The 18,363-nt window shown below is 43.2% G+C and carries 17 protein-coding genes; 16 read left to right on the forward strand and 1 reads right to left on the reverse strand.

Translation table 11 applies throughout. The annotated features are described in order from the left end of the window. Positions 1 to 59 precede the first annotated feature (59 nt). Positions 60 to 2,369, reverse strand: coding sequence for an RNA polymerase recycling motor HelD (gene helD / locus FD17_RS07980; RefSeq protein ID WP_057825400.1), 2,310 nt, complete (start codon positions 2,367 to 2,369; stop codon positions 60 to 62). 181 nt (positions 2,370 to 2,550) lie between these two features. Here helD and FD17_RS07985 point away from each other — a divergent pair, with 181 nt between their 5' ends. The 16 genes from FD17_RS07985 to purR all read left to right on the forward strand — a co-directional run bounded on the left by FD17_RS07985 (position 2,551) and on the right by purR (position 18,359). Continuing rightward, complete coding sequence (locus FD17_RS07985) at positions 2,551 to 3,498, forward strand: phosphoglycerate dehydrogenase (protein WP_057825402.1); 948 nt, start codon at positions 2,551 to 2,553, stop codon at positions 3,496 to 3,498. Between the two features lie 272 nt (positions 3,499 to 3,770). Then, positions 3,771 to 4,787, forward strand: coding sequence for a tryptophan--tRNA ligase (gene trpS / locus FD17_RS07990; RefSeq protein WP_057825404.1), 1,017 nt, complete (start codon positions 3,771 to 3,773; stop codon positions 4,785 to 4,787). Between the two features lie 23 nt (positions 4,788 to 4,810). Beyond that, positions 4,811 to 5,743, forward strand: a complete 933-nt coding sequence (locus FD17_RS07995) for a Ppx/GppA family phosphatase (RefSeq protein ID WP_057825406.1) — start codon at positions 4,811 to 4,813, stop codon at positions 5,741 to 5,743. A gap of 49 nt (positions 5,744 to 5,792) precedes the next feature. After that, complete coding sequence (locus FD17_RS08000; protein WP_338092495.1) at positions 5,793 to 7,046, forward strand: hydroxymethylglutaryl-CoA reductase, degradative; 1,254 nt, start codon at positions 5,793 to 5,795, stop codon at positions 7,044 to 7,046. A 9-nt stretch (positions 7,047 to 7,055) separates the two neighbouring features. Further along, the gene (locus FD17_RS08005) at positions 7,056 to 8,027 is read left to right on the forward strand and encodes a hypothetical protein (protein ID WP_057825408.1); all 972 of its coding nucleotides are present in this window, start codon (positions 7,056 to 7,058) and stop codon (positions 8,025 to 8,027) included. Between the two features lie 23 nt (positions 8,028 to 8,050). Then, positions 8,051 to 8,767: an NAD-dependent protein deacylase gene (locus tag FD17_RS08010; RefSeq protein ID WP_057825410.1), complete on the forward strand. Its 717-nt coding sequence runs from the start codon at positions 8,051 to 8,053 to the stop codon at positions 8,765 to 8,767. A 21-nt stretch (positions 8,768 to 8,788) separates the two neighbouring features. Beyond that, positions 8,789 to 9,637: a DUF72 domain-containing protein gene (locus tag FD17_RS08015; RefSeq protein WP_057825411.1), complete on the forward strand. Its 849-nt coding sequence runs from the start codon at positions 8,789 to 8,791 to the stop codon at positions 9,635 to 9,637. A gap of 479 nt (positions 9,638 to 10,116) precedes the next feature. After that, positions 10,117 to 12,144, forward strand: coding sequence for a methionine--tRNA ligase (metG, locus tag FD17_RS08025; protein ID WP_057825417.1), 2,028 nt, complete (start codon positions 10,117 to 10,119; stop codon positions 12,142 to 12,144). A gap of 107 nt (positions 12,145 to 12,251) precedes the next feature. Continuing rightward, positions 12,252 to 13,028 carry a TatD family hydrolase gene (locus tag FD17_RS08030; RefSeq protein ID WP_057825419.1) on the forward strand — a complete coding sequence of 259 codons (777 nt, stop codon included), beginning with the start codon at positions 12,252 to 12,254 and terminating at the stop codon, positions 13,026 to 13,028. Next, complete coding sequence (gene rnmV / locus FD17_RS08035; protein ID WP_057825421.1) at positions 13,025 to 13,591, forward strand: ribonuclease M5; 567 nt, start codon at positions 13,025 to 13,027, stop codon at positions 13,589 to 13,591. The genes FD17_RS08030 and rnmV overlap by 4 nt, the downstream gene beginning before the upstream one ends. After that, complete coding sequence (gene rsmA, locus FD17_RS08040) at positions 13,584 to 14,474, forward strand: 16S rRNA (adenine(1518)-N(6)/adenine(1519)-N(6))-dimethyltransferase RsmA (RefSeq protein WP_057825422.1); 891 nt, start codon at positions 13,584 to 13,586, stop codon at positions 14,472 to 14,474. The genes rnmV and rsmA overlap by 8 nt, the downstream gene beginning before the upstream one ends. Before the next feature lie 98 nt (positions 14,475 to 14,572). Then, entirely contained in the window at positions 14,573 to 14,821 is a 249-nt protein-coding gene (locus FD17_RS08045; RefSeq protein WP_057825424.1) for a Veg family protein, read from the forward strand. A gap of 126 nt (positions 14,822 to 14,947) precedes the next feature. After that, on the forward strand, positions 14,948 to 15,820 hold the full coding sequence (ispE, locus tag FD17_RS08050; protein ID WP_057825426.1) for a 4-(cytidine 5'-diphospho)-2-C-methyl-D-erythritol kinase: 873 nt from the start codon (positions 14,948 to 14,950) through the stop codon (positions 15,818 to 15,820). A 144-nt stretch (positions 15,821 to 15,964) separates the two neighbouring features. Next, positions 15,965 to 16,648 carry a metal ABC transporter ATP-binding protein gene (locus tag FD17_RS08055; protein WP_057825428.1) on the forward strand — a complete coding sequence of 228 codons (684 nt, stop codon included), beginning with the start codon at positions 15,965 to 15,967 and terminating at the stop codon, positions 16,646 to 16,648. Beyond that, the gene (locus FD17_RS08060) at positions 16,641 to 17,444 is read left to right on the forward strand and encodes a metal ABC transporter permease (RefSeq protein WP_057825430.1); all 804 of its coding nucleotides are present in this window, start codon (positions 16,641 to 16,643) and stop codon (positions 17,442 to 17,444) included. The genes FD17_RS08055 and FD17_RS08060 overlap by 8 nt, the downstream gene beginning before the upstream one ends. A 96-nt stretch (positions 17,445 to 17,540) precedes the next feature. Next, the gene (purR, locus tag FD17_RS08065) at positions 17,541 to 18,359 is read left to right on the forward strand and encodes a pur operon repressor (RefSeq protein ID WP_082617178.1); all 819 of its coding nucleotides are present in this window, start codon (positions 17,541 to 17,543) and stop codon (positions 18,357 to 18,359) included. Positions 18,360 to 18,363: the final 4 nt, after the last annotated feature.

The following is an 18,363-nucleotide window of genomic DNA, read 5'->3' on the forward strand; positions in this document are numbered from 1 at the left end:
GGAATAATCGATTGATGCTCTTAAATTCTGGTCTCAAAACCCTTTTGTTTCACTTTGCTTTATTTTTTAATCTGTTTTTCAATCTTAATTTTTCGATCAGTCAAGCTTTGATCCGCAATCAGTGGGGTCACATCACCCAAGCTGATTAACGTTAGTTGATGCATTGCCCGGGTAATAATGGTGTAGAGGGTTCCCAACAGACTTTCGTCGGGATAGTTCTTCTCTGAAGTATCCCACGCGATAACCGAATCAAACTCCAATCCTTTTGCTAAATAAATTGGCAGTACGAGAATGCCCTTTGGCAATGTTCGATCAGCGTCTTGAAGGAGTGTCACGTCACCGAGGGAATGCAGCTTTTGATAAACTTGTTCGGCTTCTGCCATGTTTTTGGTTAAAATGGCAACCGTTGCATATTGTTTTCGCTGGTCGCCGACAATCTTGCGAAGCTGTTTGATGCCATCAGCAAAGCCGGCAGCCAAGACTAATTCAGGAATATCACCTGGACGGTTGAAAGCCTCGATATCATCGCCATTTGGCAGGATTGATTTGGCAAAGGTAGTAATTGGCAGCGTTGATCTGTATGACCGCATCAAGCTGATCAGCCGCGAGCGCCGAACGTGGAAGGCCGCATTCAATTTGTTCAGAATCTCTTCAGGCTGTTCAACGTCTTTGAATAAAGCTTGCTCACTGTCTCCCAGCAGGGTCCATTTGGTTTGTGGAAAGGCGTAACGCAGATATTTTAGTTGGGCGACCGAGTAATCCTGCATTTCGTCAACGAATAAGTATTTCATTGTGTTGTTTTGACCGCTGTTACACATGTAATCACGCATATAAAGCAGTGGGGCACAATCGTCCAACTTGATGGCATGAAATTCAATTGAGTGGTTGAATTCATCGACGGACTGCTGCCATTGAGGCGTTTCGATACTTTGTGGGAGATCTACTGTTTTCAGGAAGTCTGCATACTGCATGTAGGCGTCGAAAAAGTTGTCGTTGAAGATGGCATCGTAGACAACCCGCAGCCGGTGACTGACAATCTTTCTGGCGATATAAAAACGTTCGGCATCTTCATTTTGGAATTCGCCGAGTTCCTTACCCGCCAACAAATCATGATACTTCTCGTTACTCAGTTGATCAATTTCATCGTTGACCCAGTCTTCTTTGGTTTCACCGTCGATTCGCCGCTTTAGACGTTTGATCAGTTCGTTTTTTGTGTGGAGAAAGCGGTCATAAATTTTAGCTGCTTTTGGAAAACTGTCAAAGATACTTTGAATTTCCTGCTTACTAAAGAAAGTTGATTCGTTAAAAATGATGTCACTGAAAAAGATTTGTGATGGCTGTAAATTATCACAGTATTCCTGGACTTCATCCATAAACTTGGCTGACTCTTTAAATCCTCTGATGTATCGCTGTTGATCAGACAGGTTGCCATCGGTTTCATATCGCTCAAATAAGCTTTGAACGTTCAATCCTTTCAGACGATTATCAATGAACTCATCAAAAGTGACCTGACGCATGTTCCGCTCGCCCAAACTTGGCAAAACTTCTGAAATATAGTGGGAGAACAGCTTGTTGGGTGAAAACAGAATAATCTGATCGGCCTCCAAAGTATCTCGGCTATGGTAAAGCAGAAAAGCAATCCGCTGTAAGATGGCGGATGTTTTTCCGGACCCGGCTACGCCTTGGACGACCAAGAGGTTGCTCTTGGTATCGCGGATGATATCATTTTGTTCATGCTGAATGGTCGCTACGATGTTTTGCATGTACTCATCGGTCTGTTCACCCAGCGCACTTTGGAGCATTTCATCGCCAACAGTTTCGTTGGTATCAAACATATTGCGGATTTTACCATCAACGATTTGGAACTGGCGCTTCTTCTTGAGATTGGTCTGCTGTGTTCCCATTGGCGTCTCATAGCTAACGTCGCCCAAAGTACCGTTATAGTAGACGCTTGAAATTGGTGCCCGCCAATCGTAAACCAGAAATTCACCGTCATCATTTTCTAATGAGGCAATTCCGATGTAGAGCTTTTCGGTTTCATCCTCATCGTCATCTTGAATATCAATGCGACCAAAATATGGTGACTTTTTTAAATCTTTAAGGGTTGAAAGTTGATTTTTTAAAATGCTTTCATTTTCGGTCAGTCTTGATACCAACCCACGTTGCTGCTGGAGTTCGGCACTGGTTTCAATTCGGTCGTCAACTTCAAAATAGTTGACAGAGGTATTGTCGGAATAGGTTTGTTGAACCTTTTTGGTTTCAGCGTGAGCCCGATTCAATTCATCATCGGTACTGATGATCTTCTTCTCGATTTTTGAAACGACATGATCTACGCGCACTTGTTCGATTTTTTGTTCGTTTGTTTCCAAAAGGGTTCCTCCATTCGGATTCGGTTCGACTATCAATTAAGAATGCTTCGACAATTTTAGTTGGTATTACAAGCGATGTCAATTGAGTTGAACCTTAGAGTTCATAAGAAAGACTTTTCTTTTTTTGAAGGGAGTTCGAGTGTATACTTTTTGGTGTGAACAAAACGAAAGGGATGGGAAAATGAAATTATTAAATTTATTCAATTTGACTGATCAGCAAAGGACTGAGCTTGCCAAACTGGGAGATGTGCAAGTCATTGAACCCGCTGATTTGAATTCTGAAAATTCCAGCGAAATTGATGTGATCTATGGTTGGGGAAAGCAGGCTCCCGACGTGCTCAACAAATCAGCCAACCTTAAGCTTGTTCAATCGTTCTCTGCCGGAGTCGATTATATGCCCTTGAGTGAATTTGCTAAAAAGGGCGTGACACTAACAAATGTCAGCGGCATTCACGCAGAACCCATTAGTGAATCAGTACTGGGTTATGTTTTGGCGTTTGCCCGGGGCATGGTTGCCAGTCAGGCTGCCCGTTCTGAGAAAAAATGGGTTGGCGATCAAATCAGGATGCAGAATTATATATTGAAAGATCGTACCGCCGTCATTTTTGGAACCGGGAGAATTGGTCAGGCAATTGCTGAGAAGCTCCAAATGTTCGGTACAAAAACAATTGGGGTCAGTCGACACGGCAGACCCGCAGATCATTTTGACGAGGTTGTGACCGATACTGAAGGAACCGACAAAGCTGCCAAAGCCGATTTTGTGATCAACATCATGCCGCTGACTGCCGAAACCAAACATTTCTTCAACAAACAATTTTTTGACAAAATGAGCAGCCATCCCGTTTTCATTAACGTTGGCCGAGGTCCTTCGGTAGATACCAATGCCTTGATTGATGCACTGGACCAATATAAGCTGGCGGGCGCAGCACTGGATGTCTTTGAGGCCGAACCGTTGGAATCTGATTCACCACTTTGGGATATGGACAACGTGATTTTAACGCCTCACATTTCTGGCGGATTTAAAGATTATGGCAATGAAGCATTTACCATTTTATATAAGAATTTGGCAAGCTTCATCAAAACCGGCGAAGTCGCCGTTAACAAGGTTGATTTGTCGGCAGGTTACTAAGTCGAAAATCTTTCGTTGTTTAGCATGAATCAGGGTTTACTTTTTATCATTTTGTAAGTAAAATTAGAGTGTTATTAAAAAGTGAGTAGAATCGTCAACAACAGAGAGGCCGACTTGCTGAAAACGGCTGCGACGAAACGAATTGGAATAATAAAGGGTGACGCCCATATCGTCTCGAGCGGTAACTTGATATTAGTTACAATTTAGGTGGTACCACGTATAAGCGTCCTATTGTTAAAACAATAGGGCGTTTTTTGAAAGGATGGTTTACGATGACAAAGAAAATTATTTTGACAGGTGACAGACCTACTGGAAAATTACATATTGGCCATTATGTGGGTTCATTAAAGAATCGCGTAGAGTTGCAAAATTCCGGCGATTACGAAACATTTATTATGATTGCGGACATGCAGGCATTGACTGATAACGCCCGAGATCCCGAGAAGATTCGCCACAGTTTGATTCAGGTAGCGTTGGACTATTTGGCTGTCGGAATTGATCCAGAAAAATCAACTATTTTAGTCCAATCACAAATTCCAGCACTACCGGAATTGACCCAGCATTATTCGAATTTGGTAACAGTTTCTCGACTAAACCGAAACCCAACTGTTAAGAATGAAATTAAACAAAAGAAGTTTGGTCAAAGTGTGCCGGTTGGTTTTGCAATGTATCCAATCAGCCAGGCCGCAGATATTACGGCATTTAAAGCCACAACTGTCCCTGTGGGTGACGATCAGGAACCAATGTTGGAACAAACCCGTGAAATCGTGCGAACATTTAATTCGGTTTATAACGATGACATTTTGGTTGAACCTGAAGGATATTTCCCACCAAAAGGCATGGGTCGAATCCCCGGCTTGGACGGCAACGCCAAAATGAGCAAGTCCTTGGGCAATGCGATTTATCTATCAGATGACGAAGACACTATTCAGAAGAAGATAATGTCAATGTATACCGATCCCAACCATATTCACGTTGAAGATCCCGGCCAGGTTGAAGGCAACACTGTCTTTACATATCTTGATATTTTTGATTCGGACAAGAAAAAGGTCCAGGAACTCAAGGATCAATACAGTCATGGCGGCCTGGGCGATGTCAAAATCAAACGTTACCTGAACGACGTTCTGCAAGCTGAGCTCAAGCCAATCCGTGAACGACGGGAACAGTACGCCAAAGACGAGCAAGGGGTTTACGATATTCTTAAAAAAGGCAGCGAGCATGCAAACGTTGTTGCCAATCAAACTCTCAAAGAAGTTCGTGACGCAATCGGGATCAACTATTTTGACTAATATGTCCAGAAAGGGTGGCAGGGATGGAAAACCTTGTAATTTTGGATATTGGATCAAACTCTGTCAGAATGGCGATTAATCAGATTTCCAATGACGGCAGTTATCGTGAAATCAAACGGATTAAAAGTGATAGTCGACTGTCTGAAGGAATGGGCAGAGGCAAAATTTTACAACCTACCGCGATGGAACGGACCATTAAGTCGCTGGCGGATTTCAAAAAAATCTATTCACAGTATGAAGCCAAAAAAGTCATTGGGATCGCTACAGCAGCGGTTCGTCAGGCAAAAAATCAAGCTAAATTTCTCAGAGCTGTTAAAGAGCGAATCGGCATCTCGATTGATGTCTTATCCGGCAATCAGGAAGCTTATTATGATTATCTCGGTGTCATCAATCGCTTGGGAATCAATAACTGTTTGATTTTGGACATTGGTGGTGCCAGCTGTGAATTGATCCGGGTTAATGATGGCCAAAGTTCCAACCTGACCAGTATTCCGGTGGGGGCGGTCAACATTACCGAACGGTACCATTTAAGCGACAACATTACGGGTGCCAATTTATTTAATGCCCAATTTAACATCAGAAAAATATATTCTAAAATTGATTGGCTCAACCGAGCCGCTCATCAGCCCTTAGTTCTCCTTGGTGGGGCAAACCGGACGCTGGCACGAATTAATCGTCGCCGTCAAAATATGGTCCGGATTGACGCAATTCATGGGTATCATCTGACTTCTGAACAGGTTAATCGAACTTACCTGAACTTATTGAAGGGCAATGTTAACCGCCGTCGGAAAATTCAAGGGTTGGAGCATGACCGTGCCGATATCATTGTTGGCGGCCTGCTGCCGTTAATTGTGCTGATGGAAAAGATTGATGCCAAGAAGGTTCTCTTTTCTGAAAGTGGCGTCCGTGAAGGCATTATTACCGAATATATCCAAAAAGAATACGATTCAGAGTAGAGCTGGTAATTGAACCAGCTTTTTGTGCTTCATGCAGATTGATGGTGATATGATGGAAAATAAATGGAATCAATTCTATAAAAAGTCCTATTCGGACAGGCTTCGGCTCATCGCCCAATCAGCGGGACTATCTGAAGATCAGTTAAAGTTGATTAAGCAAAATGCCGATGACAAATCCGGTGAGCTGATTGAAAATAGTTTGACAGACTATCGACTGCCCGAGGGTATTGTAACTGGACTGGTTGTCAACGGACACCAACATTTGGTGCCCATGGTGACTGAAGAGCCGTCAGTGATTGCCGCCGCCAGCAATGGTGCCAAGCTCTTATCAGCGGGGACAGGAATCACGAGCGTTGTTTCTCAAAAATTGATCAGCGGTCAAGTTATTATAAAAAATGCCAAATTTGAAGTTGTTTCTGATTTCGTCAGTTCCAATAGACATAAAATTCTTGAATTAGCGGACCACAGCCACCCAACCATCTTAAAATATGGTGGTGGCGCCAAAAAAGTGTTGGTTCGAAAACTCTCGGCACAATTCACCTCCGTCGATCTTTTTGTGGATACGGGGGAGGCAATGGGCGCAAACATTATCAACACGATGTTGGAAGCCATTGCCAATTGGATTTCAGAACAACTAGCGGTTGAGACGACAATGGCAATTCTATCCAACTTTGCGGATGAAGCTGTGGTCCAGGTGTCCGGGAAAGTTCCAGTTGACAAGCTGGCTTCAAAATCGGTTGCCGGCTCAGTGGCAGCTCAACGGATTGCCGATGCCAGTGAGGTGGCCCAATTGGATATAAAACGGGCAGCCACTCATAACAAAGGAATCATGAACGGCGTTGATGCTGCGGTCATGGCATTTGGAAATGATTGGCGGGCCGTGGAAAGTGCTGTCCATTCATATGCGGCTCAGACAGGCACGTATAAGGGCGTCAGTACGTGGCACGTGCATGGCAATCAATTGGAAGGTAAAATGATATTGCCCCTTCCAATTGGCTTTGTGGGCGGTGCCAGCAAGGTTCTCGACATGGTGGCAGTTAATAAACAGATTGCCCAGATTCACAATGTTAAAGAAGAAATGCAGGTCATCGGGGCGGTTGGGCTGGCCCAAAATTTAGCTGCTTTGAAGGCCTTGGTTACCGATGGGATTCAAAAGGGTCATATGAACTTGCAACTGAAGTCTTTGGCGCTGTCAAACGGTGCGACTACGCAGGAATTGCCAACCGTGGTTGATCAATTAAGAAAAAGCAGTAATCCCGATTCAACAGCAGTTAAAGACATTTTAAAAACAATTCGTAGATAGGAGATCAACATGGACAACAATATTGATATTGAACTTAATAAGGACGTTCACGGACTGATTAATGCCGTGAACAATTTCTTCCCAGGAACGGTAACAGTTACTTTTATTGGTAAACTTCAGTCCGGCTATGTCCGCCACGATCAAGCGCAGGCCGTTCAGGATGGGAAAAACATTATTGTTCAAATTGCCGACTTGAGTGCGCCAAACTATACTGCATCCCATGAATTGCTTCATCTTCTGATGGTGCTCCGTGGTTTTCCACAAGTCTTTTATTCACTGACAACCGGCGATGACACGTTGGACGAACAGTTAAAGATGATGGGAACCGAATTGTATGATATCGTCTCACACTTTGTGGTTGTGTCAGAACAACGGAAGCACAACTTGATCGATGACGACATCGAAGAGATGTATTTAAAGGGAATATATGCCACAATCAAGCCGGAACCTAACCCATTGGATGATCAAATGATGCTCCGCCTAACGACATTATTGGATGCAATGGTCTTCTATGGTGACGGCATTGACAAGGTAGCCGATAAGCTAAAGAAGGATTTCCCAGTTTCATTCAGTGCAGCTGAAAAGTTGTACCTGCTGATTGCTGAGAAGCCCACTGATTCACCATTTGGTCTGCGCCGAAACGTGGTTAAGCTGTTCAAGGCGTTCGATGAACAATTGAAAGACTGGGAATTACCTGCTTTGCATAATACCGAATTTACAACTGTTACAAGTGTTTTATCCGAACGACAGTTGGGGCTCAAGGTCAAGCAAATGTTTGAAATTTACCATTCTGATTTGATTGAAGTCGATAGTCATACCAAAGGTTACGTTGGTTTTAACCGAGTTGATGATCAAAATTCCTTTGTCCTGGCGAATCCAAAGGGGACCGGAGACGACCCCGAGTTCTTTAAGGGCATCTATGAAAAGTCGGTTAAGCAGTTGTTTGATGACCTTAAAATGCCTTATATCGTTCGCAAGTAATGAACTTTTAAAGGAGGAATACGATGATTGATTCTAAAATTCAAGCTGAATTTGATGATGCAAGAAGGATTGTCTTTCTGACTGGTGCGGGAGTTTCAACAGCATCAGGGATTCCTGATTACCGTTCAAAAAATGGTCTGTATACAAATGACAAATCCGATAAGCCCGCTGAATATTATTTGAGTTCGGACTGTTTGCGTCAAGAGCCAAAAGTATTCTGGGAGTACGAAAAATCAAATATGTATTATCCAGATGCCAAGCCGAATGTGATTCATGAACGCCAAGCCGAGTTCACTCAAAAAAAGGATGCGGTCGTGGTTACCCAAAATATTGACAGCCTTTATCGAAAAGCCGGCACCAAGCATTTAGTCGAATTTCACGGCAATCTGTATAAAGTGTATTGCCAGAAGTGTCATAAAACCGTTGACTACACTGAGTATTTGAAGAGTATGTATCATGAAAATTGTGGTGGGGTTTTACGCCCGGACATCGTCTTATACGGCGAAGGATTGGATCCGGTTGCTATTTCCAAGAGTGTCGATGCAGTTTCCAAAGCTGATTTGATTGTGATTGTCGGCACCTCAATGCGGGTTTATCCATTTGCCGGGCTGATTGATTATCGGTCTCAAAATGCGAAAGTTTTGGCAGTTAACGAGGAGCAGCTGCAATTTAATTTTCCATTTACGATGGTCAAGGCAAATGCGGTTGATTTCTTTAAAGATTTAAAGGTGAATGCCTGATTGTTTGAGGAGGTGGGATGATTGATTACAATTGGATTAACGACGTTTTCCGATCATCCCTCACTGATTGATGGGGCCAAACGGAAAGTCCGTTTAACCGAATACAGCGGCTATTTTCCGGTTGTGGAGCTTGATACGCCCTTTTACGCCATTCCCAAAGTGTCGGTTGTCGAAAACTGGCAGAAGCAGGTACCGGACAACTTTCAATTCATTTTGAAGGCTAACCGGGTGATGACCATGCATGATCAGGGAAGTTCAGATCCTGTAGATAATGAGCACCGATTTGTGGAATTTAATAATTACAAACGGGCGGTTGCAACATTATTACAGACCGGACAGTTGAAAGCTATCCTGTTTCAGTTCCCGCCATACTTCGCCAGAAGCATTGCAACTATTCAATATCTAAGACGAATCAGTAACTTGATGGCGGGGTATCCAGTTGCCATCGAGTTTCGAAATTCAACCTGGTATGGAGAAGAGATTACTCAAGATGTCGCTGGCTACCTTCAGGAGTTAGGCATGACGATGGTGGCCGTGGACGAGCCACACACCACAAATGCTGGCGTTCCATTTGAACCGGTGGTGACCAATGAAGACTTGGCACTCTTGAGACTTCATGGCAGAAACGTCAAGGGCTGGACGGAACATTCTGCAGACTGGCGGGGCAAGCGGACTCTGTATAGATATTCGGAAGAAGAACTGCAGGAATTCCGCAAAGTGGTGATGGAGCTGGACAAGCAGACTAAGGAAGTCTGCGTAATCTTCAATAACAACAGCGGGGGAGATGCCGCGGATAATGCCCTCCAACTAAAAAAGATGCTGGGCATCGATTTCGGCGGATTGTCACCGGTGCAGATGGATTTGTTTTGAGTGCGACGAGGGTCGGTTGATGCGGTTTCTAAGGGGATTTAATTAAAGTCCCAGGTTTGGGACTTTGGTTAAATCCCCTTAGAAGTAAGCATCAGACCCGTCGGAGCACGTTATGGCTAAGTAGCAGTGAACACTGGACTTGAAACAAGTAAGCAGCAGACCCGTCGCCAAGTAGGCTAGGCAGGCTTTCAGCCGGCGCGTCGCCAGGTAGGCTAGGCAGGCTTTCAGCCGGCCGTCGGAGCACGTTAAGGCTCGTTAGCAGTGAACATTGATCGAACTCACTCATCATCATCCCAATCGATAGAAGCCATGGCCGACAATTGAGCAGAAAATTCATCCTATAATTTTTGTATTTTTCCCTCACAAATAATTTCCATATTATTGCATCAAGTTCAAATCCAATCGCCATTCTAAAAAATATTTGCTATACTGGATTGTAATATCCTAAAGAATAATTAAGCATGAAAAGAGGTACTTTCATGGCAGAAAGTAAGCCAACATTTTATATTACAACACCCATTTATTACCCGTCCGGGAAGCTACATATCGGTAATTCATACACAACCATTGCGTGTGATGCTGAAGCTCGGTTCAAGCGGGCAATGGGGTACGATGTTTTCTTCCTAACCGGGACAGATGAACATGGACTCAAAATCGAACAAAAAGCAGAGCAACTGGGGATGTCACCTAAGGATTACGTCGATAAGATGGCAGCTTCAATCAAACAACTATGGAAAAAGTTGGAAATTTCAAACACCAAGTTCATTCGGACGACCGACGACTATCACGAAAAAGCCGTTGCCGACATTTTCCAAAAGCTGTTGGACCAAGGTGACATTTATCTTGGTGAATATACCGGCTGGTATTCTGTTTCTGACGAGGAATATTTCACTGAAAGCCAACTGGCAGAAGTTTACCGCGATGAAAATGGTAAAGTCACTGGTGGTAAGGCTCCAAGTGGCCACGAAGTTCAGCTGGTTCATGAACAATCTTATTTCTTTAAAATGAGTAAGTATGCTGACTGGCTCTTGCAATATTACAAAGACAATCCCAACTTCATTCAACCAGCAACCCGGATGAATGAAATGATCAAGAACTTTATCGAGCCTGGTTTGGAAGACTTGGCAGTTTCCCGAACAACATTTACTTGGGGAGTTCCTGTCAAATCGGATCCAAAACACGTGGTATACGTTTGGATCGATGCGTTAACCAACTATATTACTGCACTGGGATACGATGGCAAAGATGACAGTAACTTCAAGAAGTATTGGCCTGCCGATGTCCAAATGGTAGGTAAGGAAATTGTTCGATTCCATACCATTTACTGGCCAATTATTTTGCATGCACTCGGCTTACCACTTCCTAAAACTGTTTATGGTCATGGTTGGCTGTTGATGAAAGACGGCAAAATGTCCAAGTCAAAGGGGAACGTTATTTATCCTGAAACCCTTGTTGACCGTTATGGTTTGGATGCACTCAGATATTATCTGTTGCGGGCAATGCCATACGCCAACGATGGCTTGTTCACACCGGAGGACTTTATCGACCGGTTGAACTTTGACCTCGCCAATGATTTGGGTAATTTGTTGAACCGGACTGTTTCAATGATCAACAAGTATGATGATGGTGTTTTACCTGCATTTACAGCTGATGTGAATGATGCTGATAAAGAGCTGGAAGATACTGCAGAAACAGTTATTGCTAATTACAAACAACAAATGAACGACTTACATTTTTCTGATGCTTTGGCAGAAGCTTGGAAATTAGTGGCTCAAACCAATAAATACATTGATCAGACTGAACCATGGAATCTGGCAAAGGATCCGGCAGACAAGGCCAAGCTTGATTCAGTAATGGCTCATTTGGCAGCCGGATTGCGGGTGATCGCCGAATTAATCAGTCCGGTTATGACCCATGCACCAAAAGAAATTTTTGCACAATTGGGGATCAAAGAAGACATCAATCTCGAAAACCTTAAGTTTGCCGATGTTCCTGCCGGTTCCAAGGCAGTTGCCAAAGGGACACCGATTTTCCCACGGGTTGATGTTGATGAAGAAGTTGACTACATCAAGCAACAAATGACCAAGACTGACAAAGCTAAGGGTCGTGCTGCAATGAAAGAAGCAGCTGAAGCCGAGTTTAATCCAGAGGAAACCAACTTGAACCTAACCAAAAAAGAGGTTCGGTTCGAGGCTTTTGAAAAGATTGAACTGAAAGTTGCCGAAATTAAAGATGTCAATAAAGTTGAAGGTGCCGATAAATTACTTCAATTCCGTTTGGATGCTGGTGATGATGGTGATCGTCAGATCCTATCAGGAATTGCCCAATGGTATCCGGATTATAAGAAGTTAATCGGCAAAAAGGTGATTATCGTCTCAAACTTGAAGCCAAGAAAGATGCGCGGCCAAGTGAGTCAGGGGATGTTGTTGTCAGTTGAACACAAAGACGGCAATGTTGAACTGGTCACGGTTGGTGCCCATTTGGAAAATGGTGTCACACTGGAATAAATTGTCAATTTGTGGCAAAGTTAATATAGTGAAAAACGAGGGATTGGCAGCAAGACGCAAGTTTTGTCACAATCCCTGTTTTTATCGGAAAGATTTGGGAGCAAACAATGAAAATATTTGATTCACATACCCATTTAAATGATGAACACTTGTATCCGGAAGCCGATAAGTACTTTAAGCATGCCCAAAACCTTGGGGTTGTGAAGATTGCCAACGTGGGTTCCAACCAAAAACTTAACGACCTTTCGTTGGAGTTGGCGGCAAAGTATCCCGATATGTATTCGATTATCGGCTGGCATCCGGAAGACTCGATTTATTATCATGAAGAACAAGAAAAACTGTTGATTGAACAGCTTCAAAGTCCAAAGGTGGTTGCTCTCGGAGAAATTGGGCTGGATTATCACCAAACTGCCTCACCGAGGGATGTCCAAAAGCGGGTATTTAAGCGGCAAATTGATATTGCCAAACAATTGCATCTGCCAATTTCCGTTCATAATCGAGATGCATTTGAAGACACCTATGCGATTTTAAAAGAAATGCACATTGCTGATATTCGCGGGGTGATGCACAGCTTTAATGGTGATCCGGAATGGCTTAAAAAATTTTTGGATCTGGGGATGCTGGTTTCTTATAGTGGGGTTGCCAGCTTTAAGAAAACCCATGAGGTTCATGATGCCGTGAGAAACACGCCGTTTGACAGTATGCTCGTCGAAACTGATGCACCTTACTTATCGCCGGAACCCTTGCGCGGCAAGCAAAATGAACCAGCCTATTCACTTTACACAGTTGAAGCACTTGCGCGAATATGCGACGTCAATCCGGATGTGATCGCGGAGCATACTTATGATAATACGATGCGCTTATTTAGAATTGAGGAATCATGAAAAAAATTAAAGAAGTCATTGTCGTTGAAGGAAAAGACGACACCAAAAGAATCCAAAGAGCTGTCGATGCCGACACGATCGAAACCCGTGGGTCGGCAATCCCAGATGAGACCCTTGATCTGATTAAAAAGGTTGCGCAAACACGAGGAATCATTGTTTTTACAGATCCTGACTTTTCTGGAGAGAAGATTCGCAAGGCAATTTCTGCAGAAGTGCCCAACGCAAAGCACGCCTTCATTACCAGAAAGCAGGGGGTTCCTAGCCGTTCAGACGGGTCCTTAGGCGTTGAACATGCCAGTGTCGAGTCAATCCGTGAGGCACTTAGCAAAGTTTACACTGAAGATGATTCTGCTGGAGAGATTATTTCCAAGGCAGAATTAATGAAAGAAGGCCTGATGGGCAATCCCAGTGCCAAGAAACGCCGGGAATGTCTCGGTGAAATTTTACGAATTGGTTATGTGAATGGTAAACAGCTCCAACATCGGTTAAGGATGTTTGGCATCAGTCACGATGAATTCTTAAATGCCGTTCAGCAAATTGATAAGGAGGAAACCCATGACTGAATATCCACAAATTGCAAGCCCAACGCGAACTCAAGCAATTTTGAACCGCTATCACTTATCGGCCAAGAAAAGCTTGGGACAAAACTTTCTAACCGACCTGGGTGTATTAGATAACATTGTCGAAGCCGCCGAGATTACAAAAGAAGACAATGTGATTGAAATTGGTCCCGGAATTGGTGGCTTAACGGAACAGTTGGCCAAAGCAGCCAATCAGGTACTGGCCTTTGAAATTGATGCCAATTTATTGCCGGTTTTGGCGGAAACTTTGGCACCATACGATAACATCAAAATTATCAATCAAGATATTTTAAAAGCCAATCTTCCTGAAATTATCAGTCAGTCCTTTGAATCCGATAAACAATTAAAAGTGGTCGCTAATTTGCCGTACTACATCACGACGCCAATCGTGATGGATCTGATTGCAGGACAAACAAGCTTTGATGCCATTGTTGTAATGATGCAAAAAGAAGTGGCAGAACGACTGAATGCTGAGCCCTCAACCAAGCCTTACGGATCTTTATCCGTGATTGTTCAAGAACTTAATCACGTTGAAATCTCATTCATTGTTCCCAAGACGGCATTTATTCCGCAGCCAAAGGTGGATTCTGCAATTGTTAAGTTGACACCCCGGATGGATAAGCACGTTCAACCATTTGACCAAAAGGTTTTTATCAGCTTTGTACGAGGATGTTTTATGCACCAACGAAAGACGCTTTGGAATAATTTACAGGGAATTTTTGGTAAAACGCCTGAAGTCAAAGCGGCAATTAAAGATGTTTTGGCAGCGGTCAACATAGATGCCGGTGATCGGCCCGAGAGTCTCACAGTGGCACAGTTTGTTGCCATGACAAATGCATTTCATACTCTGAAAAATCTCATCTAAATTTTATTGTTTTATTATTGCCAGAACGCTTAATTTGTGGTAGAAAATTGCCTTTCTATAACTCTTGTGATATAATGATTTATCGTGAGGTGAGTAGAATGCCAGTGACTTTATCAGTTATTAAGCACAAGATGGACGATCATATCGGCCAACACGTACAAGTTACTTCTCAAATTGGGAGAAGAAAAACAACTAAACGCCAGGGAATTTTGAGGGAAACTTTTCCGGCTATTTTTGTTGTTGAATTAGATCCGGGGAAAGCAAGTTTTGAGAGAGTTTCATATAGTTATACTGATATTTTAACCAAAAATATCGAAGTTGATTTTGATAATGCTAAAGCTATGTAAAGCTAAAATCCTTGTTTGGGGCCTGTTAGGCCTTTTTCTTTTGCCCTTTTGTAACCTAAACACTGACATTTTATTAATAATTTAGTATAATTTTGTTATTAATACACATTGAGGGGGTGGATCCAAGTGAAACGAATTGTTCGGGCACCAGCAAAACTGAATTTGGGCTTGGATGCACCCTTTGTCCATCCGGATGGGGCAATTGAATGGCGGATGGTGATGACCTCGATCGGGTTAAGTGACCACCTGCAAATTGAAACCACGGATCGGCACTCAAAAATTCACATTTTCTCTGACAGCAGCTTTTTGCCTAATGATCGACGGAACTTGGCTTACCAAGCAGCTCACTTATTTCTATCCAAAGTTGGGATTCAAACCGGACTGGAAATTTCGATTAAGAAAAATATTCCGGTGGCTGCCGGTTTGGGTGGGGGGTCATCAGATGCCGCCGCCGTCCTTCGCACCCTGAATGAAATGTTTCAGACCGGATTGTCGCTTAAAGAGCTTGCCAACATCGGTATTCAGGTGGACTCGGACGTTCCGTACTGTGTCTATAGCAGAACCGCCTTGGTGAGTGGTCGTGGTGAAATTGTGACGCCACTCAAAAAGCTTCCCAAGATGTGGTTTGTTTTGGCCAAGCCCAACGTCAGTGTTTCAACACCAAGAATTCTCAAACAAGTCGCAACCACTTCTGTCAGTCACCCACAAATTGACGAGTTGTTGAGCGGAATTGAAAGTGGAAACTATGATCAAATTGTCGCCAATATTGGGAACTCATTGGAAGAAATCACAACTGCCAGTCATCCACAAATTGAAACCCTAAAATCACGTTTGATCGAATATGGTGCGGATGGTTCCCAGATGAGCGGCAGCGGCCCAACGGTGTTTGGTATATGTCGGACAGAGTCCAGGGCCCACCGCGTGTATAACAGTATTTCCGGATTTTGTAATGAGGCTTATATTACCCAACCGGAATGCGATACGAATAAAGTATTTTAAATCAAGAAAACGGGGATGCGAACAAAGCTTAAGTTTTGTTGAAGCAGCCCTTTTAATTTGCCTGCAGTGATTGACAAAACTTGAATTTAATCTAAACTAAAATAGTAATAATTACTTTTTACAAAGTTGTGGAGGTATTTTCATTTGCGTGAAACGTTAATTTCAGTTGAGAACCTATCATTAAATTTTCCCAATCACCAAGTGCTCTCTGACTTGAGTTTTGATGTTCAAAGAGGCGAGTTTCTGGGTATAATTGGCGAAAATGGGGTGGGCAAGACCACCTTGATCCGAGTTATTTTGAATCAACTCAAGCCTTCAAGCGGCCGAATCCGAATTAAGGATGGGCTGCGGATCGGCTACGTTCCACAGTTTCGAAATGTTGATGTTGAATATCCGCTTTCCATTGAGGATTTCATTTCACTTAATTTCACCGGTATCAAATTGCCATGGCTCTCCCGTAAAGAAAAGCAAAAGATTCAGACTGTCATTAAGCAGGTCAATCTCGAGCACATTTCAAAAAGACCGCTCGGGTTGGCTTCAGGCGGTGAAAAGCAAAAGGCATATTTGGCACAGGCACTCATAAACGACCCGGATTTGTTAATCTTAGACGAGTCAACGGCGAGCCTGGATCCAAATACCAAGCGGGAGCTCTTGGACGTTGTTCTTAGATTGAATAAAGAACTGGGATTGACAATTATTTTTGTTTCCCATGATATGCAAGTCATCCATGAATATCCGGACCATTTCCTGTGGTTGACCAAAGACGGGTATACGTCAGGTCCGATCAGTGAGCTCCACAATGATTCTAAGGAGGGCGAGTATGTTTAGTTTTGAATTTATGCGTAACGCATATCTGGCTGGAACATTAATTGCCATTGTCAGTGGGATTATGGGCGTCTTCGTTGTTGCCAGGAATATGCCTTTCATGACCCATACCTTGTCAGAAATTGGGTTTGCCGGGGCATCTTTTGGAATATTTATCGGCTGGACCCCGTTGAATGGAATGTTGGCATTTACAACAGTCAGTTCGATTCTGGTTGGCGAATTAAGCGGTGCCGTGGAATCACGGCGGGAGTCTGTAATCAGTGCGATTTCCGGGCTGTTCATTGGTTTGGGCATTTTATTTTTGTCATTGTCCAATAAAAATTCAAGTTATGCGACCAACATTCTTTTTGGGAGTGTGATTGGTATCAGTCATCAAGAAGTCGTTCAGATGGCTGTGTTATCGGTTTTAGTTTTAATCGTCTTGTTTTTTATTTTCAGAAACCTAAAAGATGATTCATTTGACGCCGTTGGTGCGAAAACAAACCACATTCACAGTTCGATTATTTCAATTATTTTTCTGGTTTTGTTGGCGTTTAGTGTGAGTGTTGCCGCCCAGATTGTTGGTTCGTTATTAATTTTTGTGTTATTGACTTTACCGGCTGCCAGTTCCAAATATTTTGCCCATACTGTTCTTTCAATGATGCTCTTGGCAATCGGATTTGCTTTATTCGGCGTTTGGTTTGGCCTTTATCTGGGTTATATTACCAACTGGCCGGTTACTTTCTTCATTGCCAGTATTGAAGCCGCCATTTATGGCGGAGCCCTGCTTTATAATTCAATTGCCAATAAAAGCAGATAATTTTGAAATGGACTGATATTTTTCATCATATTCCCCCTAAAGCCGAACATTTATGATAAAATCAAAGGGATATTACATAAACTCGAGGTGGAATTTTTGAAAGTAAGAAGAAGTGATCGACTGATTGATATGACCCGCTATTTGCTTGAAAGACCGCATACCCTTGTACCATTGACTTTCTTTGCGGATCGATACGATTCAGCCAAGTCCTCGATTAGTGAAGACTTAACTATTTTAAAACGAACATTTCAAGCCCGGGGGACCGGACTGCTTGAAACAATTCCTGGTGCCGCTGGCGGGACCAGGTTTTTGCCGTATATTCTAAAAGAAGAAGCTCAAGAAGTTGTTAACAAGTTGATCGAGGAGATGTCCTCGGATACCCGTTACCTTCCAGGGGGCTATGTTTACATGTCTGATCTATTAGGCAGCCCAGCGACTCTCAGGAAAATTGGGAGAATCTTTGCAACCCAATATTTGAATCAAAACGTTGATGCAGTGATGACCATTGCGACCAAAGGGGTTCCCATTGCCCAAAGTGTCGCTGATTTCTTGAACGTGCCGTTTGTGATTGTTCGCCACGATACTGAAATCACCGAAGGATCGACGGTTAACGTCAACTATGTTTCCGGATCATCAACCAGAATTGAGAAAATGTCGCTGTCAAAGCGGAGCCTGAAACCGGATGCCAACGTTTTGATCGTTGACGATTATATGCGTGGCGGTGGAACCGTTGGCGGAATGATTTCAATGGTTGAAGAATTTGACGCAAATCTGATTGGCGTTGGTGTCGTTGCTGAAAGTACCGCACCAAATGGCCGTAAAATTGGTGATTACACTTCACTGATGAGAGTGGATGCCGAGAACAATACCGTTGTTTCACAACCAGGAAACTACATCGAAAAAATATTTAATTAAGCAT

It is taken from the genome of Lentilactobacillus sunkii DSM 19904 (genome assembly GCF_001435575.1).
Taxonomy (GTDB): Bacteria; Bacillota; Bacilli; order Lactobacillales; family Lactobacillaceae; genus Lentilactobacillus; species Lentilactobacillus sunkii.